The sequence below is a fragment of the Pseudomonas sp. PA-5-4B genome, from assembly GCF_021606215.1.
GTDB lineage: Bacteria > Pseudomonadota > Gammaproteobacteria > Pseudomonadales > Pseudomonadaceae > Aquipseudomonas > Aquipseudomonas edaphica.
Genome location: NZ_WKDB01000008.1, coordinates 78604 through 97392 on the forward strand (window position 1 = coordinate 78604; position 18789 = coordinate 97392).

Here is an 18789-nt window from a genome sequence, read left to right on the forward strand (position 1 = left end):
ACGCCACTCAGAGATAAGAAAAGAAGAGGCTGTCGAGCAGCCGTGACCACCCGGAAACCATCACGAACAACAACAGTTTGAGCGGCAAGGAAATGGTCATCGGCGAGACCATTTGCATGCCCAATGCCAGTAGCAAATTGGAGACAATCAGGTCGATCACAATGAACGGAATGTAGATGAGGAAGCCGATCTCGAACCCCGCCTGCAATTGCGACAGCACAAAGGCAGGCACCAACAGAATCAAGTCTTCTCGCTGGACTTCCTGCGCCATGGCTGCCGGCCACAGGCGCCCGGTGTTTTCCAGCAAGTGCGTCAACACATCCGGGTCAATATTGCGCAGCATGAATGCACGCAAGGGTTTGATTGCCTCACCGCCGGTGTGCAGAGCCATCTGCACACTGCTCAAATCCAGCGGCGAAACCTTGACGCTCTCGGCGATCTCGTAACCCACAGGCGCCATGATAAACAGCGTCGCCGCCAGCGCGATGCCATTGATAGCCATGCTGGGAGGCACTTGCTGCACGCCGATAGCGTTGCGGGTGATCATCAGCACAATGACAATCTTCAAGAACGCCGTACACACGATCAGCAGCATGGGCATCAGCGACAATGCCCCCAGGAACAGCGCAAGTACGAAGGGATCTATGCCCTGAATACTCATCGAGAAAAAACCACTCGCGTCACTTGCAGGCCCAAGCGCCCATCCACTTCCACCAACTGCCCCTGGCCGATCGGCCGATCACCGTAGTACAGGCCGGCCATTCCCGGCGCATAACCGGTAATACCCAATACTGAACCCTCAACCAGGTTGCGCAGTTCGCCCAGGGTCAGGTTCAGCACACCGCAACGCACGCTCAGCGACATGCTCAGCTCATCGAACGGTTCATGCCCGAACACTTCCATCACTGGTTCGTCTTCCGGCTCAGCGTAATAGGCTGCTGAAAAGTCCTCGTCCACACTCGTGTCCTCTATAGAAGTCAGGGTCAGGCACAGCGGCCCGGTGTCGTCGTCAATGCAGCCATGAAGGCGCTGCCTGCCAACCTGCACGTAGCCATTGCCCTGGGGTTGAAAAAAAGCCTGCTCAAGCACCAACACATCGCCAGCCCGCAGGTTGCGCACTTGTGCCAGCGGTAACTGCGCGCGCCCAAGGGGCACGGTAATGGCCAGCTTGAACGACGCCGGCATCGGCGCGGCGATAGAGCGCCAAGGTGCGGCATCGCACAACGCTAGAAAGCTCTGGTGAGCCAGCCACACATAACCTACGACCCGAGAGGCCCCCAACGTCACGCTCAACCTGCAGCCGAAACCTGCGGGACGCGCAGTCACCAGCAATCGCATATAGCCAAACAGCGCTTTGACTTGGGGACTGAGGTGCTGCTCAAACAGCGGCCAGAACCAAGAATGTGGATCGTTTCCTGCCTTGGCCAATGGCACAGGGCATTCGCCCAGCAGGCTCAACAGCGGCCCCGCTTCAGCGAGCGCCAATACACCGAGGGTGGTTTCGAAGCACAACGCCTCGCCGCCAACAGGGGCACGCCCGGGTTCAATGAGCAGTTCACCCTCTTGCCCGGCGACCTTAAACGGCAAGCGCAGCCCACGCCCCAGCCTGCGGCGCGCAGCGACCGTGCTGTGCTTGACCACAGGCAATGTCAAAAAGGGCACCTTCATCATGAACGGGTACCTGGCAGGTAGAACTTGACCGGCTGCCCCAAGGCTTGCGTGCATCGTTCCTGGCATTGCTGCCGCACGCCACGCAGCCAACGGTTGGTTGCCTCTTCCTCTGCGTCCAGTTCAATGGCCCAGGTGTTCTGCTCACGGTGTACAAGTGCGTTAACCCGCCCCAGGCGCGGCATGCACAGCACAAACTGCAGCGGCCACTGCCCACCGGCCTGTATAGGCGCCACCAATTGTTCAACCAACATATCGGCCCTGGCCGCCTCGACTGAGGCCTTGATGTCCATGCGCGAATGTCCGAAACGTTTCTCTGCAGCACCGCCTGCAAGCAGATAAGCAAACAGTCGCCCTTGCTCCACGGGAACGTAGGCCGCCACGGAGGGTTCGCGCTCCTCCCGGAGTTCGCGCATGCGTCGCTGCTCAGGAGCGGCATTTGAAACCTGTTTCATATCGATTCCTGAGCGAGCAATTTGGACAGTTCCTGAAGTTTTTCCACCTGGCGCAAACACTCCGTGGCGTACTTCTGGGCACTGCCAACCTCTATTTCCTTTTCCGTGTGCTGCGCTCGCAGTGCTTGCACCTGGCCTTCGTCCCGCAGGGTGCTTGCCGACAATGAACGTTCTTGTAACCCCCAGGACTTCAGCGCTTTGAGCGTCAGCACCTGGCCCTGATGCTGGCTGAGCAACTGCGCACTTTGCCGAGCCTCCTCCTGGCGGGTTTGCTCAAGGGTTTGCTGGGCATCCTGGATATGTGCCTGCAGGGTTTGCCGTGCTCGCTTGGCCTCACGCAATGCACGCTCAGCGCGATCGGCCCGATGACGGCGCAGGCGCCGCAGGGTCTCGATTTCAGCCATCGACACGTCAGAATGGGACATAGGCCGTCAGCTCCTTGAGTTGCTCCAGTGTTTCCGCCATTGGCGAGGGTTCACGCAAGTCCTGGCGCAGAAAACTGTCCACTGCGCTGCGACTGTCTACCGCCAAGTCGGTCAATACATCGCTACCCGGCTGGTACTCGCCCAGCTTGAGCATCAGCTCGATCTGCTGGTACGCCGACAACAGCCGACGTAACGCCGTGCCAGCCTGGATATCCCCAGGCTCGGCGACGTTGCTCAAGATCCTCGAAAGGCTGGCCAATACGTCCACCGCCGGATAGTGCCCACGCTCGGCCAGCTTGCGAGACAGCACGATATGGCCGTCGAGCAGCGAGCGAACTTCATCGGCCACCGGGTCGTTCATGGAGTCCTGCTCGATCAGCACCGTGTAGATCGCCGTGATCACGCCTTCGCGCGTCAACCCGGCACGCTCGACCAACCGCGGCAGCAGGCTGTATACCGAAGGTGGCAGGCCACCACGGCCCAGAGGCTCGCCGGCGGCGAGGCCAATTTCTCGCTGGGCCCTGGCGAACCGTGTGAGGGAATCGATCAAAAGCAGCACGCGCTTGCCCTTGCTTCGGAAGCCTTTGGCCAAGGCTGTCGCCGTGAAGGCTGCGCGTGCCCGCTCCATGCTCGAACGATCAGAGGTGGCACACACCAACACCGCTTTGGCGCGCAGTTGATCATCGAGTTCATGATCAAGAAACTCGCGCAGCTCTCGGCCTCGCTCGCCGATCAGGCCGAACACAATCACGTCACACTCAACGTTGCGGGCTATCTCCGCCAGCAATGTGGTCTTGCCGCAGCCGGCCCCGGCAAACAGGCCGACACGCTGCCCCTCCCCCAGCGTCAACAGCCCATCGATCGAACGCACGCCGGTGGCCAACGCGCGGTTGATTCGCGGCCTATCGGTGGGCAAAGGCGCTTCGCACAACACAGCGCTGGTATCCGGTGAGTCGACCAGTGCAAAAGCGCTGGCGCCTTCGCCGGTAATTGGCCGCCCAAATCCATCCAGTACCTGGCCCAGCAGCTTCTCGCTGACCTGTACCTGATGGGATATGCCCAGGCGCTCTACGCTGGCCCCCACACGCACACCTTCCAGGTTACCCAGCGCACTGAGCACGGCATCCTGCTGGTCGAAACCAATAATTTCGGCGAGCATGTAATCGCCTTGTTTTTCCACCTGGCACAAGTCGCCTATACGTGCCTGAGGCAGCCGACATTGCAGTAACATGCCGTTCACACGCTGCACGCGCCCGCGCATTGTCACCGGAGCAAAACCTGCCAACGTCTGGGTCTGGTGCCGCTGCCAAGTGTCGAGACGCGCCTGCAAATCCTTAATCACCAGCGCACCTCATAACGCTGCGCGCCTTCGAAAACCACCTTGCTGTTGTCAATCATCACCAGGCGCAAGTCGTCCACTTGGTCCCCCACAAACAGTCGGGTTCCGTCCTCCAGCACAACGTGACCGTTCGCCCCTCCGATAATCTGAACGATCTTGAACGGCAACTCATTGTTACGCGCACGCACCCGGCTGATCACCGGCACAACGCTGTCGAACTGCTCACCAAAGCGGTCGAGCATGCGCGTCACCAACGCCAGATCCTCCTCGGAAACATCGCCGTTGAGTGCAACCTGGCCATTGATGACCTGCAAACTGACCCGCTGGCTCAAATCACGCTCACTGAGCATATTCAGCAACTGTTGGCGCACCTCGAATGGCGAGGCCAGCTCGACTCTGTGGGGCACTGCCGGCATCAACGAGGCCTGGGGATCACGCTCACCCGTGGAGGCAATACCCACCACCATGAGGATGACGGCAACCACCAGCACCACACTGATCAGGCGCTTTTGCTGCGAGTGTCCCAACGACGACAACGTCAACGGCGGGGACGTTTTCCTGGCCGTCACCTTGGCCGAAACCTTGGCCGGTGTGGCCGGGGCGGGTGCTTCGGGCCAGGGCTGATCCGCCACGGCGACATACAACCGTATGGCGCCCACGCCAAACTGTTCGCCCAGCGCCAGATTCGTGATCTGTGCCACTACCTGCTCTTTCGCATCCTGCAACAGCCCTGCCTGGGCCTGCACCGACCAACTGGATCCGACCAGCCGCAACAACGCATGCTGCTCGGCGATCCCCGGATCGCTGAGCACCAAGTCAGCCTCTGCATGAGCACCGATGCTCCACTGTTCACCAAACAGCGGCAGCGCAGCCCCTTGGTGCAGGCCATCGAGAACACGCAGCTCAAACATCATTGAGCGCTCTCCTGTGCAGAAACTGGCGCACTTCTCATGCCGCAGTACCACGCATCAGGTCAGTCTGACCGAGGTCAAAACGCCCCAACACTTTTACCTTTGAGGTGCTCCCCAATTCGGCAAAAGACATCACAGGTACATGGTTGAATTCTTCGAGCAAAAGAGTGCGCAAAGGGCTGCGTAAATCCTGTGCAACCAACATCACGCTTTTGCTTTTTGGCCGGGCCACGAAGGCTTGGTTGAGCAGGTTGATCAGTGAAGCACTGCTGTCATTATCAAGGGCGAAAAACACCCCGGTCTGGGTCTGGCGCAGCGATTCGCGCAGCACGTTTTCGGTCTGTGGAGACAGCAACCAGGCATGCAGGCCGTCGGCCTCACTGTATTGGTGAAAAATCTGCGCTTTAAGCGCAATGCGCGCGTAGTCCGCCAACGCGTCCGGCTCTCGCTCATGCTGGCCGTATTCAATCAGCGACTCGACGATCAGCCTCACAGCACGCAGCGGTACGCCTTCGCCTGCCAGGCGTTGCAGGACTGCCGAGAAACGCGACAGCGGCATGATTCGCTGCAGCTCCTGTACCAATTCCGGCTGGTTATGTTCAAGCCAACTGAGGATCGACTTACTCTCCTGGATTCCCAGAAACTGGGGGCCGGACAGCATCATCGCTTGCTTCATGCGTTCGACGATCAAGCTCGTCGCACTGAAGCGCTCCAGCAGGGGGTCATCGAGCAAAGGATCATCCTGCGCCAACCACACCCAATCTTGCTCATCGCGTTCAGCCAGGCCTGGTATTGCGTGCTCAGGCACCTGTGCCAAGGCTTTACGCTCTACGGCCACATTGGTGACAACCGAGGCCTTGATCATCGGCACCTCGTGTACGCAGAAGCGCATTTCGTCGTCCGCCAACGAGTCGTTGAGTTCGACTTCAAACGGCGGCAGCGTGAGCCCGATATTCGCAACGAGTGCATTACGCGTCTGACGAAGGCCATGAACCAGCTCGATCACCTCAGGCGTTCCGCGCAAGACGGGAGAAAATTGCAAGAGATAGGGGCGCGACGGGTCAAACCCGCGCAAGTCCTCGTCACCGTTTTCTTCCGGGCGCACGGCCTGCGTGGCCTCGGCCTCGGGCGCCTCTTGCCGTTGACGTTGGCGCGCAAGGTAATAGCCCAGGGAGCCGGTCATCAGTGAGATAAGAATAAATACCAGGGTCGGCATGCCGGGCAACGCCGCAAACGCGAGCATGCCCACTGACGCAATCATCCAGCTCTTGGGTTCGCTGGTCATCTGACGGGCAATTTCTGCGCCCATGTTAGTCACGCCCCGGCGCCCATCCGGTGCGGCGCGGGTGATGATCATGCCCGCCGTCAGCGAGATCAGCAGCGCAGGGATTTGCGCAATCAAACCATCACCGATGGTCAGCACCGAATACAACGCAATGGATTCGCTGGCGCTCATGCCATGCTGGAACATACCCGTGGAAAAACCGCCCAACAGGTTGATCAGCACGATCACAAGGCCTGCAACAGCGTCACCCTTGACGAACTTCATGGCGCCGTCCATGGCCCCGAACAACTGACTCTCGCGGGACAACTGGTCACGCTTGTCCCGCGCCTGATTGCCGTCGATCAGTCCCGCACGCAAGTCGCTGTCGATGGACATCTGCTTGCCGGGCATCGCGTCCAGGCTGAAGCGTGCGGCCACTTCGGCAACCCGCTCCGAGCCCTTGGTGATGACCAGGAAGTTGACCAGGGTGAGGATCATGAAGATCACCAACCCTACCGCCAGGTTGCCACCGACCACAAAGTTGCCGAACGCCTCGACGATGTCGCCGGCGTCCTGCTCCAGCAGGATCAGACGCGTGGTCGCGATAGACAGTGCCAGGCGAAACATCGTGGTCAACAGCAGAATCGAGGGGAATGACGAAAACGCCAAAGGCCCGGGCAGGTACAACGCCAGCACAATCAACAAGCAGGCAATACAGATATTGAGCGCAATGAGGATGTCCACCAGCCAGGTCGGCAGCGGCACGATGAAAATAAAGACGATGGCCAGTACCACCACAGCACCAAGGACTTCAGCACGTTGTGCAACCTTGAGCAGCCAGTGGTTGATAAACGCCAGCACCGTCACATCAACGCCCTCGGCTCATTCTGGCCCTTCTCCAGGCGCGTGAACTCATCCATCACCAGCAGGAAGTTATGCAAAGCCTCCTCGCGCCCCCGCGAGTCGCGCCATAAGGCCGCAGGCAAACCTTTGATCACGGGATAGAGCGCATTGAGAGAGGCCAGTTGGCGGGCCGCCGCATCCCCAGCCAATTCATCCGCCAGCAGTTGAACCTCGGAGGGGGCAATGCCATTGCCGGCATAACCCAACAGACGCTGCAACAGGTCAACGGCGTCGTGCTCAACGTTCAGACGCTGAACCAGGTCCTGGCAATTGGACAGTACCCCGCCCAATTGACCGCAGCTCTGTAACCCCAACAAAAGCGTGCGCAATTTGGCGGTGGGAATCGATGAGACGTACGCCGCAATATCATCCGCCAGGGCCCGGCGCATGAGGTTGAGCCCGACCGTAAACTGCTCGCCACCGTACTCTTTCAAAAGCGCCTGCATCATGCTGGCCAGGGATTGGCGCACGACCACATTGGCGTAGTAGAGCGTACGTATCGCCTGGCATTGCGCCGGATCGTCACTGCCTGACTGCAACGCCAGGGCAATATTAAGGCCCGCCTGTATTTCCCTCTTGTACTGAATCTCCAGCCTCGCCAGCGCTGCCCGAGCCAACGCTGCCTCGCTCTTGACTTGCGCATCACGCGTCAACGCGGATTGGGTCTGGCGCACCTGCGCCTCGGCCTGCGCCGTAAGCTGACGAAGCACGACATAGGTACGTGCAGGGTCTCCACCCGTGAGGTCCACCAATTTTTCGAGACTAAGCTGGCGCTCCAGATACTGCCTGGCCACGATGACCATCTTTGCCAGGCTTTTCTGGGCGGGATGGCCCAGTCGATCATACAACTGCGCGAGCTGCTCGACCGGCGTCACAGGCCCCCCAATGGCACGTCGGGTCAACGCAGTGCCATGGGCCGCAGCTTCCTGGCTGAAGATGCCCGCGAGCGCATCAAAACCTGGCGCGGCATCCTGCGATGGGGTCGTGGCGACCTTCTCTGAAACGGATGGGTCCAAGCGCTGGATTCTGTGCAGATCGGGGTTGAATTCGACTTTCATGGGCATGCCAGGACAGGGAGTTTGTGTCTCTATGTGGCAACCCGGTGCCATACGGTTCCATAAAAACCACCCACACTCCCCGCTTTGAAAATACCTGCACAAAGCCGCCAATCGTTTTGCAAGTACCTGCGCAAAATCACACTATTTCAATTTATTTATATATATAAATCAGCAAGTTATAAGATTTTTTTGTTTGGCACAGCCAGTGCTAAAGGGGTTCCCGTCGAAATTATTTCGATAGCGTCTACCCTGAGGAAAAAATCGTGAATATTCCTATTGAAGCTTTAGCGCAGCTCGTTGGCGACTCGCCTCAATTCATGCTCCAACTGACGGACGACCAGCAAAAAAAACTCCGGCGTTTTATTCATAAACGCGTACTCAATCCCGAAGACGCCGACGACATCCTGCAACTGACCTACCTGGAGGCATGGCGTAACAGAGAGCGGTTCAGTGGCCAGGCTACCCTCAGTACCTGGATGTGCGGCATTGCGCAGAACCTGGTCCGCAACCATTTCCGGCGCCTGTATGCCAAACCGGTGCATTGCGAGTTCGATGAATCGCTGTGGCACGGCCAGGAAGAAAACAAGAATCTGGATTGGGAATTCGAGGTCAACCGCCGGCTGGAAAAAACCTTGAACGCCATCGATCATTTGCCGGCTGAGATGCGCAAGACGTTATATGCCTCCCTGGAAACCGATGGCAGTTACCAGGACACCGCCGACGTGCTGGACATCCCCATCGGTACCGTTCGCTCACGTCTGTCACGGGCGCGCGAACACCTGAAGCGCGTCACCCACACACCGCAGCATCCGTAAGCAAGCCCTGGGGGGCAAGCGTTGGGCGGCAGGGATATCTGCCCAACCGAATGACGCTTTACCGTGCGCAGAACAGGATCACAAGCCGCGCCGAATGGCACCTTGGGGGTCATCGTCAAAGTGTTTACAGCGCCACGCCCTTGCGACCACGCGTTGAATACCGTCAGCAGAACACCGCAAAACCCATGTGGGATCTTCGTGGCTGAAATACCCGTATCCGCCACACCACTCGTCGCCGTTTGGCCTTATTTTGTTTAAACAGTTGAAAGCGTAGATAAATTTTTAAAATAAACGCTTGACGCATATGCGTTCTACGCGAATAATGCGCGCCACTTGGCTACGTAGCTCAGTTGGTTAGAGCATAGCATTCATAATGCTGGGGTCCGGGGTTCAAGTCCCTGCGTAGCCACCAAGTACCGATCAATAGATGTCTACAGCAGTCTATGAATCACCTCAAGAAGCCCGCCTAGTGCGGGCTTTCTTGTTTCTGGCTGTCCACCTCTATCTACCCCTATCCTTCCCCTCCGTGTATGCCCACGTGTATGCTTCATAAATAATTGAACTGAAGGCATACAAGGATGAAACGCACCGATATCAAGCGGCGCCCTCTCGCTGATACTACACTTTCCAGCCTGGAGCCTGAGGCCGGGGCATACCGCGAACTAGACAGCCCAGGGCTGTATTTCAGGGTCAAGCCAAACGGCCAAAAATCCTGGGAATTACGCTACAAGAAGCCGGACGGCAAATGGTCGTGGCTTGGTCTCGGCGGCTACCCGGAAGTGGGCGGCGCTTTCGCTCGGCAGAAAGCGGCTGATCTACGCGCAGATGCGTCGGAAGGTAAGAATCCGATCACCTCCAAGAAAGCTCGCCAAGCCGCCGAGATCGATGCGTCCAATGACACCTTTGAAGCATTGGCAAGGGAGTGGCATACGTCTCGCCTTAGCGGCTGGGATGCTGGTACGGCCAAAAGGATACTTGGCGCACTCGAACGCCATGTATTCCCCTCGCTCGGTAAACGCCCTTACACCTCAATCATGTCGATGGAGTGGATGGAGCTATTGAGAGGGCTTGAGCGTCAGGGGATTCTGGAACAGATGAGCCGTGTGAGGGCTTACTGCAAAGATATCTATGACCTGGCTCGAGTGACCGGCAGAGCCGTTAACAACCCGTTGGAGGGTGTGCATAAATTTCTGTCCTCAGGAAAGGCAGAGAACTACGCCCACGTATCTCCCGATGAGCTTCCAGGGTTACTTCGAGCGATACGCTCCTACCCCCACGCCAAAGATGTTCAGCTCGGCCTAAGGCTGCTGACCCTGATGGCTGTGCGCCCCAGCGAACTGCGAGAGGCACATTGGGTAGAGTTCGATTTCGATAAGAAGCTGTGGACCGTACCAGTCGAGCGCAAGGGTCGTAAGAAAGGTCGTGAGCACCTGGTACCACTATGCACTCAAGCAATCGAAGCACTATTGGAACTTCGGCAATTCACCGGCGCTTACCCATTCCTATTTCCCGGTAGAAGCGATCGCACTAAACCTCGCAGCGATACCGTATTCCTAATGGCACTCAGACGCCTTGGCTACGAAGGGCGCCAGACCGGCCATGGCTTCCGCCACATCGCCAGCACTATTCTCAACGAGCATGGCTATCCTGCTGACCACATCGAGGCCCAACTTAGCCACAAGGCACAAGGTGTTCGAGGGATTTACAACAAGGCTCAGTACCTTGAGCAACGCACACAGATGATGCAGTGGTACGCCGATCACCTTGACTCATTAGAGGCAAACAATGTGGTACAGGGCCAATTTGGAAAGGCAGTGTGAGAGCACTTACACTGCCCCCCTCTAAATCCGGTGTAACGCGTGTTACTCGTGTAACACCACTCGCCAAGTGCCCGGATTCATTGGCTTTCACGCCCGTTACACAGTTCAGCAGTTTAACGTACATGCGATGTAACGCTGCCCCTGCGTGTAACGCCAAAGTCAGCACACGCCTGCTGTGGGCAAGCGTTCTAAACCTGAGCCGACAAAACGGCTTTCGCTGGTTACTCGCTTTGAATGCAGGGCGCGGGACTCCCCATTACACAGTGCCTGAGACAGTTGGCAATGAATGATCACCAAACCATTTTGCATTTGGCGTTAAGCCGGGGTTTGTTCAGTTATCTCTCAGCGCAACCGCTCTATGACCTCTGCCGTGAGCAGGTAGCTGACGCCTGCCGTTTGATCGACCAATGCTGTCTGCGCATTCATGGTGACGATATCAACAAAGATCTTGCCAGCATGTGCATTCAGACGACGATCCATGAGGAGGCAATTTTTCAATATGCCTCCACCGACACCAGGGCACGCCTTGCGCATTGGGTCCGCATGTACAGCAATTGCTACTCGGCATCAGAGCGTGATACTCATTCTGCATACATCATGGCTTGTGCCGTAAATGCGCTGGAAACGTTAGCCAACTGGATGCAGACAGTTGATCAAGAGGCTTGGTCTCATGTCTCTGAACCTCTCACCGACTGGCCCAGGGATCTCTACTGCCAGTTCGTCGAGATGCAGGTCGATCCGGATGAGCGCATTCAGACACTTGATGATTACGCCCTCTATCTGAAACCGATCACATCCCTACCCTGCCTGACCGACGATGAACTAAGACCCATCGCCGACCGAGCGATCAAAAATGCTATCCGCAAAAAAGGCGGCCTCATCAGCGGTATGGAGCGTAACGAGGAAATTAGCGTTCGAGACGCCGCGATAGTTAAACAGGGACTTCACTACCGCGCAGCGGGGATGTCCAAACGCAACGTTGCAACGAAGGTGCATGCCTGGCTACAAGGTGAGGTAGCAAAACCTCCAAAACAACGGCCTGAGTGGATTGCGCTTGAGACCGAAAAAGCCCTCACTCGCAAAAGAGTTGAGGCCATTCTCAAACGCTATTTCGTGCTGTAAGCCAGAAATTTCAATCGGATTTCAATTGGAAGTGAACTGCTCACCTCCGACCTGCACCTAGATCATTGCTCTCAGTCCTAACCAGTCGAGAGCAAGACCTATGAAAGCATCTATCACCGAACTTCCCCGCTTTAGCCCAACCATTCCAAACCCCATCTTTGACGCATCGTCGACATTGATCCGTATGCCCGAGGTCGAGCGGATAGTGGGCATGAAGCGTTCCACCATCTACAAACTCATGCAGCGCACAGATAGCGGCTTTCCCCTGCCCGTCAAATTGAGCAACAGCAACGCTCGCGGTGCACCCGTAGCTTGGGTTTTATCTGAAATCCAAACATGGGCACGAAGTCGCATAGAGGCTCGCGATCAGGTGGCAGCATGAAAAATCGTGCCACCAACAGGGCCATCTTGCAGCCCTTTTCTGTACTCAGAAAAGTCGGTTTCTCATCACGAGGTATGCAGCGTTTTGAGCGCCACCGCACAGAGCAAAAACGTCTAAACCGGGATGTGATGGTGATGCGATGGGCAGATGGCACCTGGTGCGCATTGTCAGTTCCTTGCCAAGCCCCCCAAGCAATCATCGTCGACGAAGGCCAACAAATCGATGCCTACGAGGATGCGCGCGCCTGCCTCGAAGGCGACCTGTTGCCCTTTGTCTCCCTGCGCTGGGACGTCCATGCCTGAAACGAAAACGCCCCCGGCGGCAACCGGAGGCGTTGAGGTAAATCTACATGCCTGACCAATTTATGCCCCATCGAAAAAATCCGCAAGCGATCCGCACGGTTGCACTTTCAAAAAACCGACGTTACTCTCTGGCCGTCGTTGCAAATTCAACGACCGGGTTTAGCGGCCCGAGCACATACAGGCGCACAAGCGCTTCCGACTCGATTGCATGCGCTTTTTTTGTGCCTGCGACTCTCGTTTATGGTGGCTGTGCGTGGGAGACCTTCGGGTCTGCCGGGGTCCTGTATGCCCGGTCCGCTAACCCGCGCACAGCTGCCACCCTAATTCGTTTAGCGGCGAACCGTGGCAGCTCCTCACATACAGGAGCTTCACCAGATGCACGCCCTCAATCCGTCCAAAATTCGCGCCGCCGCTCATCGAGCAATGGCTCTCGCCGCTTTACACGCCAACTCCAGCCTCGCCACACGTCTGTCCCGTTACAACGCCCATATGTCCAAGGCTCGCGCCCTGGAAGCCGCAGGGGGTGCCCAATGAGCATGCTCCCAGGCTTTGCACTACCCGAGGATCTCCTCTGCGTCAGCCAAGACGCCGAAGCCGGTCTGCCTATCGACGCCATCACCTGTGCGCTCGACCGTGCCGATTCAGTTCTCATGCTGCTAGAAGACCACTTAGACGGGGACAAACCACTGCTCTCCAACCGCGTGCTGTCGTCGGTTATTTGGGATGTGCGCGGCACCTTGGGCTTGATCAAAACACTCACCATGTACGGTGATGCCTCCTCTGTGCCGATGGGCCAGAAAGGCGGTGCACTGTGACCAACTCCAGCACGCGTGGACGCTCTGAGTTTTCCCCTGCCAACGGTAACGGCCAAAACCTGTTTCGGGTGAATGCCGGTATCCCGCTGGAGGACGCACTTGAAGCCGTCTCCCAGATTCTTCACCACGCCAATCAACTGATCCTCGATGCCGCCATCAGCGATGCGGGCGAGCGTTTTAGTTGGCCTGCGTTGTACCTCGGCGAGATGGCCAAAGCACTGATCGATGACGTGAACGAGGCGTTGCTTGAGTCGAGGACCGCCCCATGACTCAACGCACCGGCAACACCTCAAAACGACCTAGTTTTGCCGACGTAAAAAGCGCGGCCCTGAAGAACATCGACCGTGTGCTTGCTCACTGGCTGCCAAACGGCAAACGTGTTGATGGCGGCAAGGAATACACCGCACCGAACCCCACACGCACGGACAAACGTGCGGGCTCACTCAAGGTCAATTTGAGCAAAGGCACCTGGGCGGATTTTGCCACCGGCGATAAGGGCGGAGACCTGATCGACCTGGTGCGTTACATCGATGGCGGCACGGACGTTGAGGCCTGCAAAAAGCTGGCAGATCTGCTCAGCGTTTCCGCAGGATCTGCAACCACTAAAAGCACACCGGCCAAGAGCGCAACGCCGGAGTGGATCGCAATTCAGCCGATCCCGACCGAGGCCATGAACAAGTGCCCAGCCAAACACCGGCAACACGGCGCTCCATCCAAGGCGTGGATCTATCGCGATGCACAGGGCCAACCAGTCATGACGCTGTATCGCTTCGACCTGGACCCAGACGAAGACGGCAAACTAAGGAAGGTCTTTGCGCCGTTGACCTGGTGCAAGCGCTCCGATGGGCAAACCACACAATGGCGCTGGCAAGGATTGCCCGAGCCTCGGCCACTGCTGCGTCTGGATGAGCTGACACAGCGTGCAGATGCGCCTGTGGTGCTTTGTGAAGGCGAGAAGGCTGCTGACGCCGCCGCTGAACTGATGCCCGACCACGTAGCCACCTGCTGGCCCAACGGCTCCAACTCGTGGCACAAGGCCGACCTGACGCCACTCAAAGGGCGCGCTGTGGTGCTGTGGCCGGATAACGACGCCAGCGGCACGGCGTGCATGGACGCCATCGAGCTCAAGCTGATTGACCTGGGCGCCGCTTCAGTGCAACGGATCTCGCTCGACGTGTTCAAGCTCAAGCCCAGCGGCAAAGGTGGCAAGCCGACACTGATCAAGGGTGGTAAATGGGCGGATGGCGATGATGCAGCGGATGCGTTAGCCAAAGGCTGGACCGCTGACCACGTCGCCGAGCTGATGCGCAACGGCGAGTTTTTAGGCAGTGTTACTGAGCCCACTGAGCCCACTGAGCCTCAACAACCGAAGGCCAAGGCATCCGCCAAACGTCCTGCGAAATCGAAAAATGACCTGTTTCCGGGCGGCTTTCGCCTGACGCCTGAAGGGGTGTTTTATTCCGGCGATGATGGCGAGGCGCGTCCCGTGTGTTCGCCTCTCGAAATCATCGCTCGCACTCGCGACAACAAGGGCCACAACTGGGGCTTGCTGGTCGAATTTGACGACCCAGACGGCGCCAAAAAGCGCTGGAACATTCCGGCCCGAACCATGACTGGCGACTTCGGCAAAGACGTACTCGGGCCACTGGTCGACATGGGGCTGCGCCTCGCCGGAAGCCGATCAGGACGCAATGCCCGCAACGACCTGCAGAGTTATCTCGGCGGCTTCGATAGCGCCCAGCGCGCACGTTTGGTAACGCGCTTGGGTTGGCACCACAACGCCTTCCTTCTGCCCGAACAACAGATCGGCTCGCACGCTGAACATCTGCATTTTTATGAGGCCGGTGCCCAACTGCCACCGATCAGCGAGGCGGGCTCTCTGGGGCAGTGGCAGCAGCAAATCGGCGCACTGTGCGTTGGTAACCATCGCTTGGCGTTTGTCGTCTCTGTGGCCTTTGCAGGCCCGTTGCTGAACCTGCTCGGACATGAGTCGGGCGGCTTCCACCTCTACGGCGACAGTTCTGGCGGCAAGACCACACACTTGCAAGTAGCCGCCTCGGTCTATGGCGGGCCGCGTCTGGTGCGCTCATGGCGATCGACGGATAACGCCCTGGAGTCCATTGCCGCAGCCCACTCAGACGGCCTCCTGGTCCTGGATGAAATCGGCATGTGCGACCCGCGCATTATTGGCGAGACGGTTTACATGCTCGGCAACGGTACTGGTAAGGCACGGGCGAATGATCGAGGACAAGCGGGCCGACAGGTTCAGGAGTGGCGCTTGCTGTTTCTCTCGACGGGCGAGAAGACGTTGGCGCAACACATGGCGGATGCCAACAAGGAGCTGAAAGCAGGTATGGAGGTGCGCATGCTCGCCGTGCCTGCGGATGCGAGCAAAGGTCTCGGCATGTTCGATGTGCTGAACGGTTTTGAGGATGCTGCTGCCCTCTCCGATGCGCTCAAGGCCCGTGTAGCAAAATACTACGGCACACCCCTCACCGCCTTCCTGCACGCACTGTGCGCGCCTGGAGAAATGCTCAGGTGGTCGGTGATCGTTCGCCGCACGGTGGAGCAGTTCATCACCCAAAACCTGCCCGCCTCGGCCAGTGGTCAGGCCCAGCGTGCAGCCCTTCGCTTTGGCCTCGCAGCAGCGGCCGGAGAGTTGGCCACCGCTTTCGGCGTCACCGGCTGGCCCGATGGCACGGCTACGACCGCCGCACGGGTGTGTCTGCATGCGTGGCTGGCCGAACGTGGCGGCGCCGGTAACTTCGAGGGTGATGCGATCTTGGCTCGACTGCGCCAGGTGATCGAACGATTCGGAGAAAGCCGCTTCACCCGCTGGGAATCTGCCGCAGCAAAGATCGATGAACACGGCCCACGCACGATTGATCGGTTGGGCTTTCGCAAGACGATGGAACACGGCATGGGCGACGCCCTTCACACCACCAACACCTACTACGTGCTGCCGGAAGCATGGCGCTCCGAGATCTTCCGAGGCATGAACCTGAGTGCGGTCAACAAAGAGCTTTTGCGGAGGGGTGTTCTAGAGCCTGGAAAGGACGGCAAAGCCTCAACCGCAGTGCGACTACCCGGACTGGGCTTGCAGCGCTGCTATGTGGTTGTCGCAGTGCCAGAACAAGGTGATCACGGCGCCCAGGCGGCCTAACAGGGCTGCACCATGAGGAATGCAGGCTCACCTTGGCCTGGCCCGCCAACGAAAAAAAATCAACCTTTCGCCTTTAGGATCTCATCATGAACCAGCTAAAACAGCAACAAGCCGCCTTGATTCAAGAACTGGAAACACTGGAAGAAAGCCTGCCACAAAGGGAAGCCGAATGGCGCAATGCACCTAGCGGATTCAGTGCGAATGGCAACGTAATTGGAAGCCCTGAAAGCCGCGAGGCTATGGAAAAACTATCAAGCGTCAAAGCCCGCATAGATGCAATTCCCGGTGAGCTAGCATCAATTGATCGCAAGCTTCAACACCTGGAGAGGTTAGAAAAAATTGGTCAGATCAAAGCTGCCGCTATTCAAGCGATGACCGATGCAACCGCTGAAGTCGAAGCGCTGGAACGGAAAAAATCGCACCTGAGCGAGCGGTTTCTGACAATTCAATCAGAAGCCGATCAAGCCCTGGAAAAGGCGCAACAAGCTGAGCGCGATGCTGCAACGTCCTACGCCAAATGCCTCGCGAGCGGTGATGCCGAAGGGGAAAAATCAGCAAGCAGCGAAATGCAAAAGGCGGCTAAGCAATTGACAACGACGGACGAGCAAGTCAGAAGGCAAGACCTGATTCTCGGTGCTCTGCAAGTCGAGCTTGATACCCTCGACATCCAAATCACGAATGCACGCCAACATGGAGATGAAGCCAAGACAGCAGCATTGAGCGCGCTTGGGTTTGCATTGGATGAGGAGTGGAACGCGGCGACCGAGCAACTGCTCGCTGTAGGCGCACGGATACTTGCCGTCAGCTATCAAAAAGGCGGAATGGGTGATGCGTTGTCTGGGCTTGAGGTGCCCCGCTTCGGTCCCTTCCATTCGAGACTTGAACGCTCCGATTTGGCAGCGGTCGCCCGCAACTTCTCTCTAGACGACCTTCTAGCCGCGTAACTCCGAATCAGCCCGCACATGCGGGCTGCTTTCCCAACAGACTATCCTTAATCTATGAATCATATAGATAATAACAATGTTATGACTTTCAACTTAATAGAAAATTTCATCCGGATCGGCTGGCTCTATAGTCTCTGTTATCATTGTACTAACACTATTATTACTAACATACCCCATAGAAATTAGTTCATCATCATCTGTTGGCTCAAGCGTTTTCGTAAGAATAGTTGACCCGAACAAAATTTCATCACTATCATCCGACTCTAGAGTTCTAGTAACCAAAGTCGAATCTGCATAAATCTCGTCAGGATCACTTGATTCCACAACACTTGTCACCAATGTACTATCAGCAAAATGCCTGATATTACTAGCTGATGACAACACGACTGACTCACTGTAATTCAATACATAAGGTTTCATTTCACCCTTCCTTTTTTTATCTTAATAATAATACTATTTTTCAAACCAGAAGAACTTGAAAGCCGGAGCTCAGACACATAAGAATCTCCAACCACAGATTTAGCGACACTCACCAATCCGGAGTAAATATCAGCATCCACAGAGTCACTACTCAGCACAACATACCGATCAACAGACCGATCCTTAGAACTACTTATAACATCAAAAAACTTCCCTAGCCCCTCTTTATCTAATACACCATCACCATTTAGAATTTGGAGTTCAAAATCATCTACATACTTGGCCTCATTCGAAACCCCTTCTTTTCCGCCGTAGACAAATACAAAGATCCATAAACTCACAACCAGCAAAAAAGCAAGAACGAAGTTTAGTTCGATATTTTTTATTTTCGAGGCCAATACCATATTTTCAAACTTAGACGCATACCAATTAACATACGCATGCTTAGCTTGAGCGAGATAGCTAGACCCTCCTTTAGCTCTAACTTCCGCAAAACGAGCCCTTACTTCACTCGAAACTTGCAAAAATGAGAATATAAAAACACCTGCCGTTAGCAAAAACAACACCCCTATGCAAATAAATACCACTGCGGAATTTCTTTGCCAACCGTCAAGCTTCCAAATTTCATTAAATACAAATGCATAAAATCCAGCTAGAACTAGATAAGTTGAAGCATGAGAGGAAACTTTAGACAGCATTGAGGATTTAGCTGTGCAAGCATTATTATAAGCCTCCTTAAGAAATTCGTATTGGACCTTAAGATCCTCTTCAGAACGATTCTCTCTCTGCATTTCCAAAAAATAGCTTTCGGCTTTCTGGTCAACTAATTGAGCGGATGGATACGCCATTACTGAGCGAAAATACAATGTAGAATAAAATGAAACCCTTCCACCTATAATAGTTAAAAAATAAATCTTAAACATGCCAATTGACAATGCAAAGACTGAAAATCTTACTGTATAACTAGGCCTATAAGAACCATA

Annotated in this window: 20 protein-coding genes and 1 tRNA gene; 11 read left to right on the forward strand and 10 right to left on the reverse strand. The window is 56.4% G+C overall.

Translation table 11 applies throughout. From position 1 onward, the window contains the following. Positions 1 to 7: 7 nt before the first annotated feature. The 8 genes from sctR to GIW28_RS06475 are packed head-to-tail and all read right to left on the reverse strand — an operon-like array spanning position 8 to position 8023. Positions 8 to 661, reverse strand: a complete 654-nt coding sequence (gene sctR, locus GIW28_RS06440; RefSeq protein ID WP_017137657.1) for a type III secretion system export apparatus subunit SctR — start codon at positions 659 to 661, stop codon at positions 8 to 10. Beyond that, complete coding sequence (locus GIW28_RS06445; protein ID WP_186618179.1) at positions 658 to 1668, reverse strand: FliM/FliN family flagellar motor switch protein; 1011 nt, start codon at positions 1666 to 1668, stop codon at positions 658 to 660. The genes sctR and GIW28_RS06445 overlap by 4 nt, the downstream gene beginning before the upstream one ends. After that, on the reverse strand, positions 1668 to 2123 hold the full coding sequence (locus GIW28_RS06450) for a type III secretion system HrpP C-terminal domain-containing protein (protein WP_017137659.1): 456 nt from the start codon (positions 2121 to 2123) through the stop codon (positions 1668 to 1670). Before GIW28_RS06450 ends, GIW28_RS06445 begins: the two co-directional genes overlap by 1 nt. Beyond that, complete coding sequence (gene sctO, locus GIW28_RS06455; RefSeq protein ID WP_177033730.1) at positions 2120 to 2548, reverse strand: type III secretion system stalk subunit SctO; 429 nt, start codon at positions 2546 to 2548, stop codon at positions 2120 to 2122. Before sctO ends, GIW28_RS06450 begins: the two co-directional genes overlap by 4 nt. Then, positions 2535 to 3890: a FliI/YscN family ATPase gene (locus tag GIW28_RS06460; RefSeq protein WP_236447887.1), complete on the reverse strand. Its 1356-nt coding sequence runs from the start codon at positions 3888 to 3890 to the stop codon at positions 2535 to 2537. The genes sctO and GIW28_RS06460 overlap by 14 nt, the downstream gene beginning before the upstream one ends. Next, the gene (locus tag GIW28_RS06465; RefSeq protein WP_026013747.1) at positions 3887 to 4798 is read right to left on the reverse strand and encodes an FHA domain-containing protein; all 912 of its coding nucleotides are present in this window, start codon (positions 4796 to 4798) and stop codon (positions 3887 to 3889) included. The genes GIW28_RS06460 and GIW28_RS06465 overlap by 4 nt, the downstream gene beginning before the upstream one ends. Positions 4799 to 4835: 37 nt before the next feature. Next, complete coding sequence (sctV, locus tag GIW28_RS06470; protein WP_099549211.1) at positions 4836 to 6929, reverse strand: type III secretion system export apparatus subunit SctV; 2094 nt, start codon at positions 6927 to 6929, stop codon at positions 4836 to 4838. Next, a complete protein-coding gene (locus GIW28_RS06475) occupies positions 6926 to 8023 on the reverse strand; it encodes a TyeA family type III secretion system gatekeeper subunit (protein WP_236447888.1) in 1098 nt (365 codons plus the stop codon). The genes sctV and GIW28_RS06475 overlap by 4 nt, the downstream gene beginning before the upstream one ends. A 263-nt stretch (positions 8024 to 8286) precedes the next feature. Between GIW28_RS06475 and GIW28_RS06480 the strand changes: the two genes are divergently transcribed. The 11 genes from GIW28_RS06480 to GIW28_RS06530 all read left to right on the forward strand — a co-directional run bounded on the left by GIW28_RS06480 (position 8287) and on the right by GIW28_RS06530 (position 17386). Continuing rightward, a complete protein-coding gene (locus GIW28_RS06480; RefSeq protein WP_017137665.1) occupies positions 8287 to 8838 on the forward strand; it encodes an RNA polymerase sigma factor in 552 nt (183 codons plus the stop codon). Positions 8839 to 9173: 335 nt separating this feature from the next. Then, positions 9174 to 9250: transfer RNA gene (locus GIW28_RS06485), tRNA-Met, on the forward strand. Between the two features lie 166 nt (positions 9251 to 9416). After that, on the forward strand, positions 9417 to 10658 hold the full coding sequence (locus tag GIW28_RS06490) for a tyrosine-type recombinase/integrase (RefSeq protein WP_236447711.1): 1242 nt from the start codon (positions 9417 to 9419) through the stop codon (positions 10656 to 10658). A gap of 282 nt (positions 10659 to 10940) precedes the next feature. After that, complete coding sequence (locus tag GIW28_RS06495; RefSeq protein ID WP_236447712.1) at positions 10941 to 11780, forward strand: hypothetical protein; 840 nt, start codon at positions 10941 to 10943, stop codon at positions 11778 to 11780. A gap of 100 nt (positions 11781 to 11880) precedes the next feature. Beyond that, positions 11881 to 12162 carry a helix-turn-helix transcriptional regulator gene (locus tag GIW28_RS06500; RefSeq protein ID WP_236447713.1) on the forward strand — a complete coding sequence of 94 codons (282 nt, stop codon included), beginning with the start codon at positions 11881 to 11883 and terminating at the stop codon, positions 12160 to 12162. Beyond that, positions 12159 to 12464 (forward strand): hypothetical protein, encoded by a 306-nt coding sequence (locus tag GIW28_RS06505; protein WP_236447714.1) that lies wholly within the window; start codon positions 12159 to 12161, stop codon positions 12462 to 12464. Before GIW28_RS06500 ends, GIW28_RS06505 begins: the two co-directional genes overlap by 4 nt. 375 nt (positions 12465 to 12839) lie before the next feature. Continuing rightward, positions 12840 to 12998 (forward strand): hypothetical protein, encoded by a 159-nt coding sequence (locus GIW28_RS06510; RefSeq protein ID WP_003175981.1) that lies wholly within the window; start codon positions 12840 to 12842, stop codon positions 12996 to 12998. After that, complete coding sequence (locus GIW28_RS06515) at positions 12995 to 13279, forward strand: hypothetical protein (RefSeq protein ID WP_017846196.1); 285 nt, start codon at positions 12995 to 12997, stop codon at positions 13277 to 13279. Before GIW28_RS06510 ends, GIW28_RS06515 begins: the two co-directional genes overlap by 4 nt. Next, positions 13276 to 13548 (forward strand): DUF3077 domain-containing protein, encoded by a 273-nt coding sequence (locus GIW28_RS06520; protein ID WP_236448054.1) that lies wholly within the window; start codon positions 13276 to 13278, stop codon positions 13546 to 13548. Before GIW28_RS06515 ends, GIW28_RS06520 begins: the two co-directional genes overlap by 4 nt. Next, a complete protein-coding gene (locus GIW28_RS06525) occupies positions 13545 to 16442 on the forward strand; it encodes a DUF927 domain-containing protein (RefSeq protein WP_236448055.1) in 2898 nt (965 codons plus the stop codon). The genes GIW28_RS06520 and GIW28_RS06525 overlap by 4 nt, the downstream gene beginning before the upstream one ends. Positions 16443 to 16528: 86 nt before the next feature. Further along, a complete protein-coding gene (locus GIW28_RS06530; protein ID WP_236448056.1) occupies positions 16529 to 17386 on the forward strand; it encodes a hypothetical protein in 858 nt (285 codons plus the stop codon). 93 nt (positions 17387 to 17479) lie between these two features. Here the strand turns inward: GIW28_RS06530 and GIW28_RS06535 are convergent, their stop codons facing one another. Then, the gene (locus GIW28_RS06535; protein ID WP_236448057.1) at positions 17480 to 17806 is read right to left on the reverse strand and encodes a hypothetical protein; all 327 of its coding nucleotides are present in this window, start codon (positions 17804 to 17806) and stop codon (positions 17480 to 17482) included. Next, entirely contained in the window at positions 17803 to 18729 is a 927-nt protein-coding gene (locus GIW28_RS06540; protein WP_236465620.1) for a hypothetical protein, read from the reverse strand. The genes GIW28_RS06535 and GIW28_RS06540 overlap by 4 nt, the downstream gene beginning before the upstream one ends. Between the last annotated feature and the right edge of the window lie 60 nt (positions 18730 to 18789).

Excerpts from the sequence above, each read along its gene's own strand:
- GIW28_RS06490 (WP_236447711.1), top strand. The coding sequence starts at position 9,417 with ATGAAACGCACCGATATCAAGCGGCGCCCTCTCGCTGATACTACACTT.
- sctO (WP_177033730.1), bottom strand. The coding sequence starts at position 2,548 with ATGTCCCATTCTGACGTGTCGATGGCTGAAATCGAGACCCTGCGGCGC.
- GIW28_RS06515 (WP_017846196.1), top strand. The coding sequence starts at position 12,995 with ATGAGCATGCTCCCAGGCTTTGCACTACCCGAGGATCTCCTCTGCGTC.
- GIW28_RS06505 (WP_236447714.1), top strand. The coding sequence starts at position 12,159 with ATGAAAAATCGTGCCACCAACAGGGCCATCTTGCAGCCCTTTTCTGTA.
- GIW28_RS06535 (WP_236448057.1), bottom strand. The coding sequence starts at position 17,806 with ATGAAACCTTATGTATTGAATTACAGTGAGTCAGTCGTGTTGTCATCA.
- GIW28_RS06525 (WP_236448055.1), top strand. The coding sequence starts at position 13,545 with ATGACTCAACGCACCGGCAACACCTCAAAACGACCTAGTTTTGCCGAC.
- GIW28_RS06530 (WP_236448056.1), top strand. The coding sequence starts at position 16,529 with ATGAACCAGCTAAAACAGCAACAAGCCGCCTTGATTCAAGAACTGGAA.
- GIW28_RS06510 (WP_003175981.1), top strand. The coding sequence starts at position 12,840 with ATGCACGCCCTCAATCCGTCCAAAATTCGCGCCGCCGCTCATCGAGCA.
- sctR (WP_017137657.1), bottom strand. The coding sequence starts at position 661 with ATGAGTATTCAGGGCATAGATCCCTTCGTACTTGCGCTGTTCCTGGGG.
- GIW28_RS06465 (WP_026013747.1), bottom strand. The coding sequence starts at position 4,798 with ATGTTTGAGCTGCGTGTTCTCGATGGCCTGCACCAAGGGGCTGCGCTG.
- GIW28_RS06450 (WP_017137659.1), bottom strand. The coding sequence starts at position 2,123 with ATGAAACAGGTTTCAAATGCCGCTCCTGAGCAGCGACGCATGCGCGAA.
- GIW28_RS06540 (WP_236465620.1), bottom strand. The coding sequence starts at position 18,729 with ATGTTTAAGATTTATTTTTTAACTATTATAGGTGGAAGGGTTTCATTT.
- GIW28_RS06495 (WP_236447712.1), top strand. The coding sequence starts at position 10,941 with ATGAATGATCACCAAACCATTTTGCATTTGGCGTTAAGCCGGGGTTTG.
- GIW28_RS06475 (WP_236447888.1), bottom strand. The coding sequence starts at position 8,023 with ATGAAAGTCGAATTCAACCCCGATCTGCACAGAATCCAGCGCTTGGAC.
- GIW28_RS06500 (WP_236447713.1), top strand. The coding sequence starts at position 11,881 with ATGAAAGCATCTATCACCGAACTTCCCCGCTTTAGCCCAACCATTCCA.
- GIW28_RS06445 (WP_186618179.1), bottom strand. The coding sequence starts at position 1,668 with ATGAAGGTGCCCTTTTTGACATTGCCTGTGGTCAAGCACAGCACGGTC.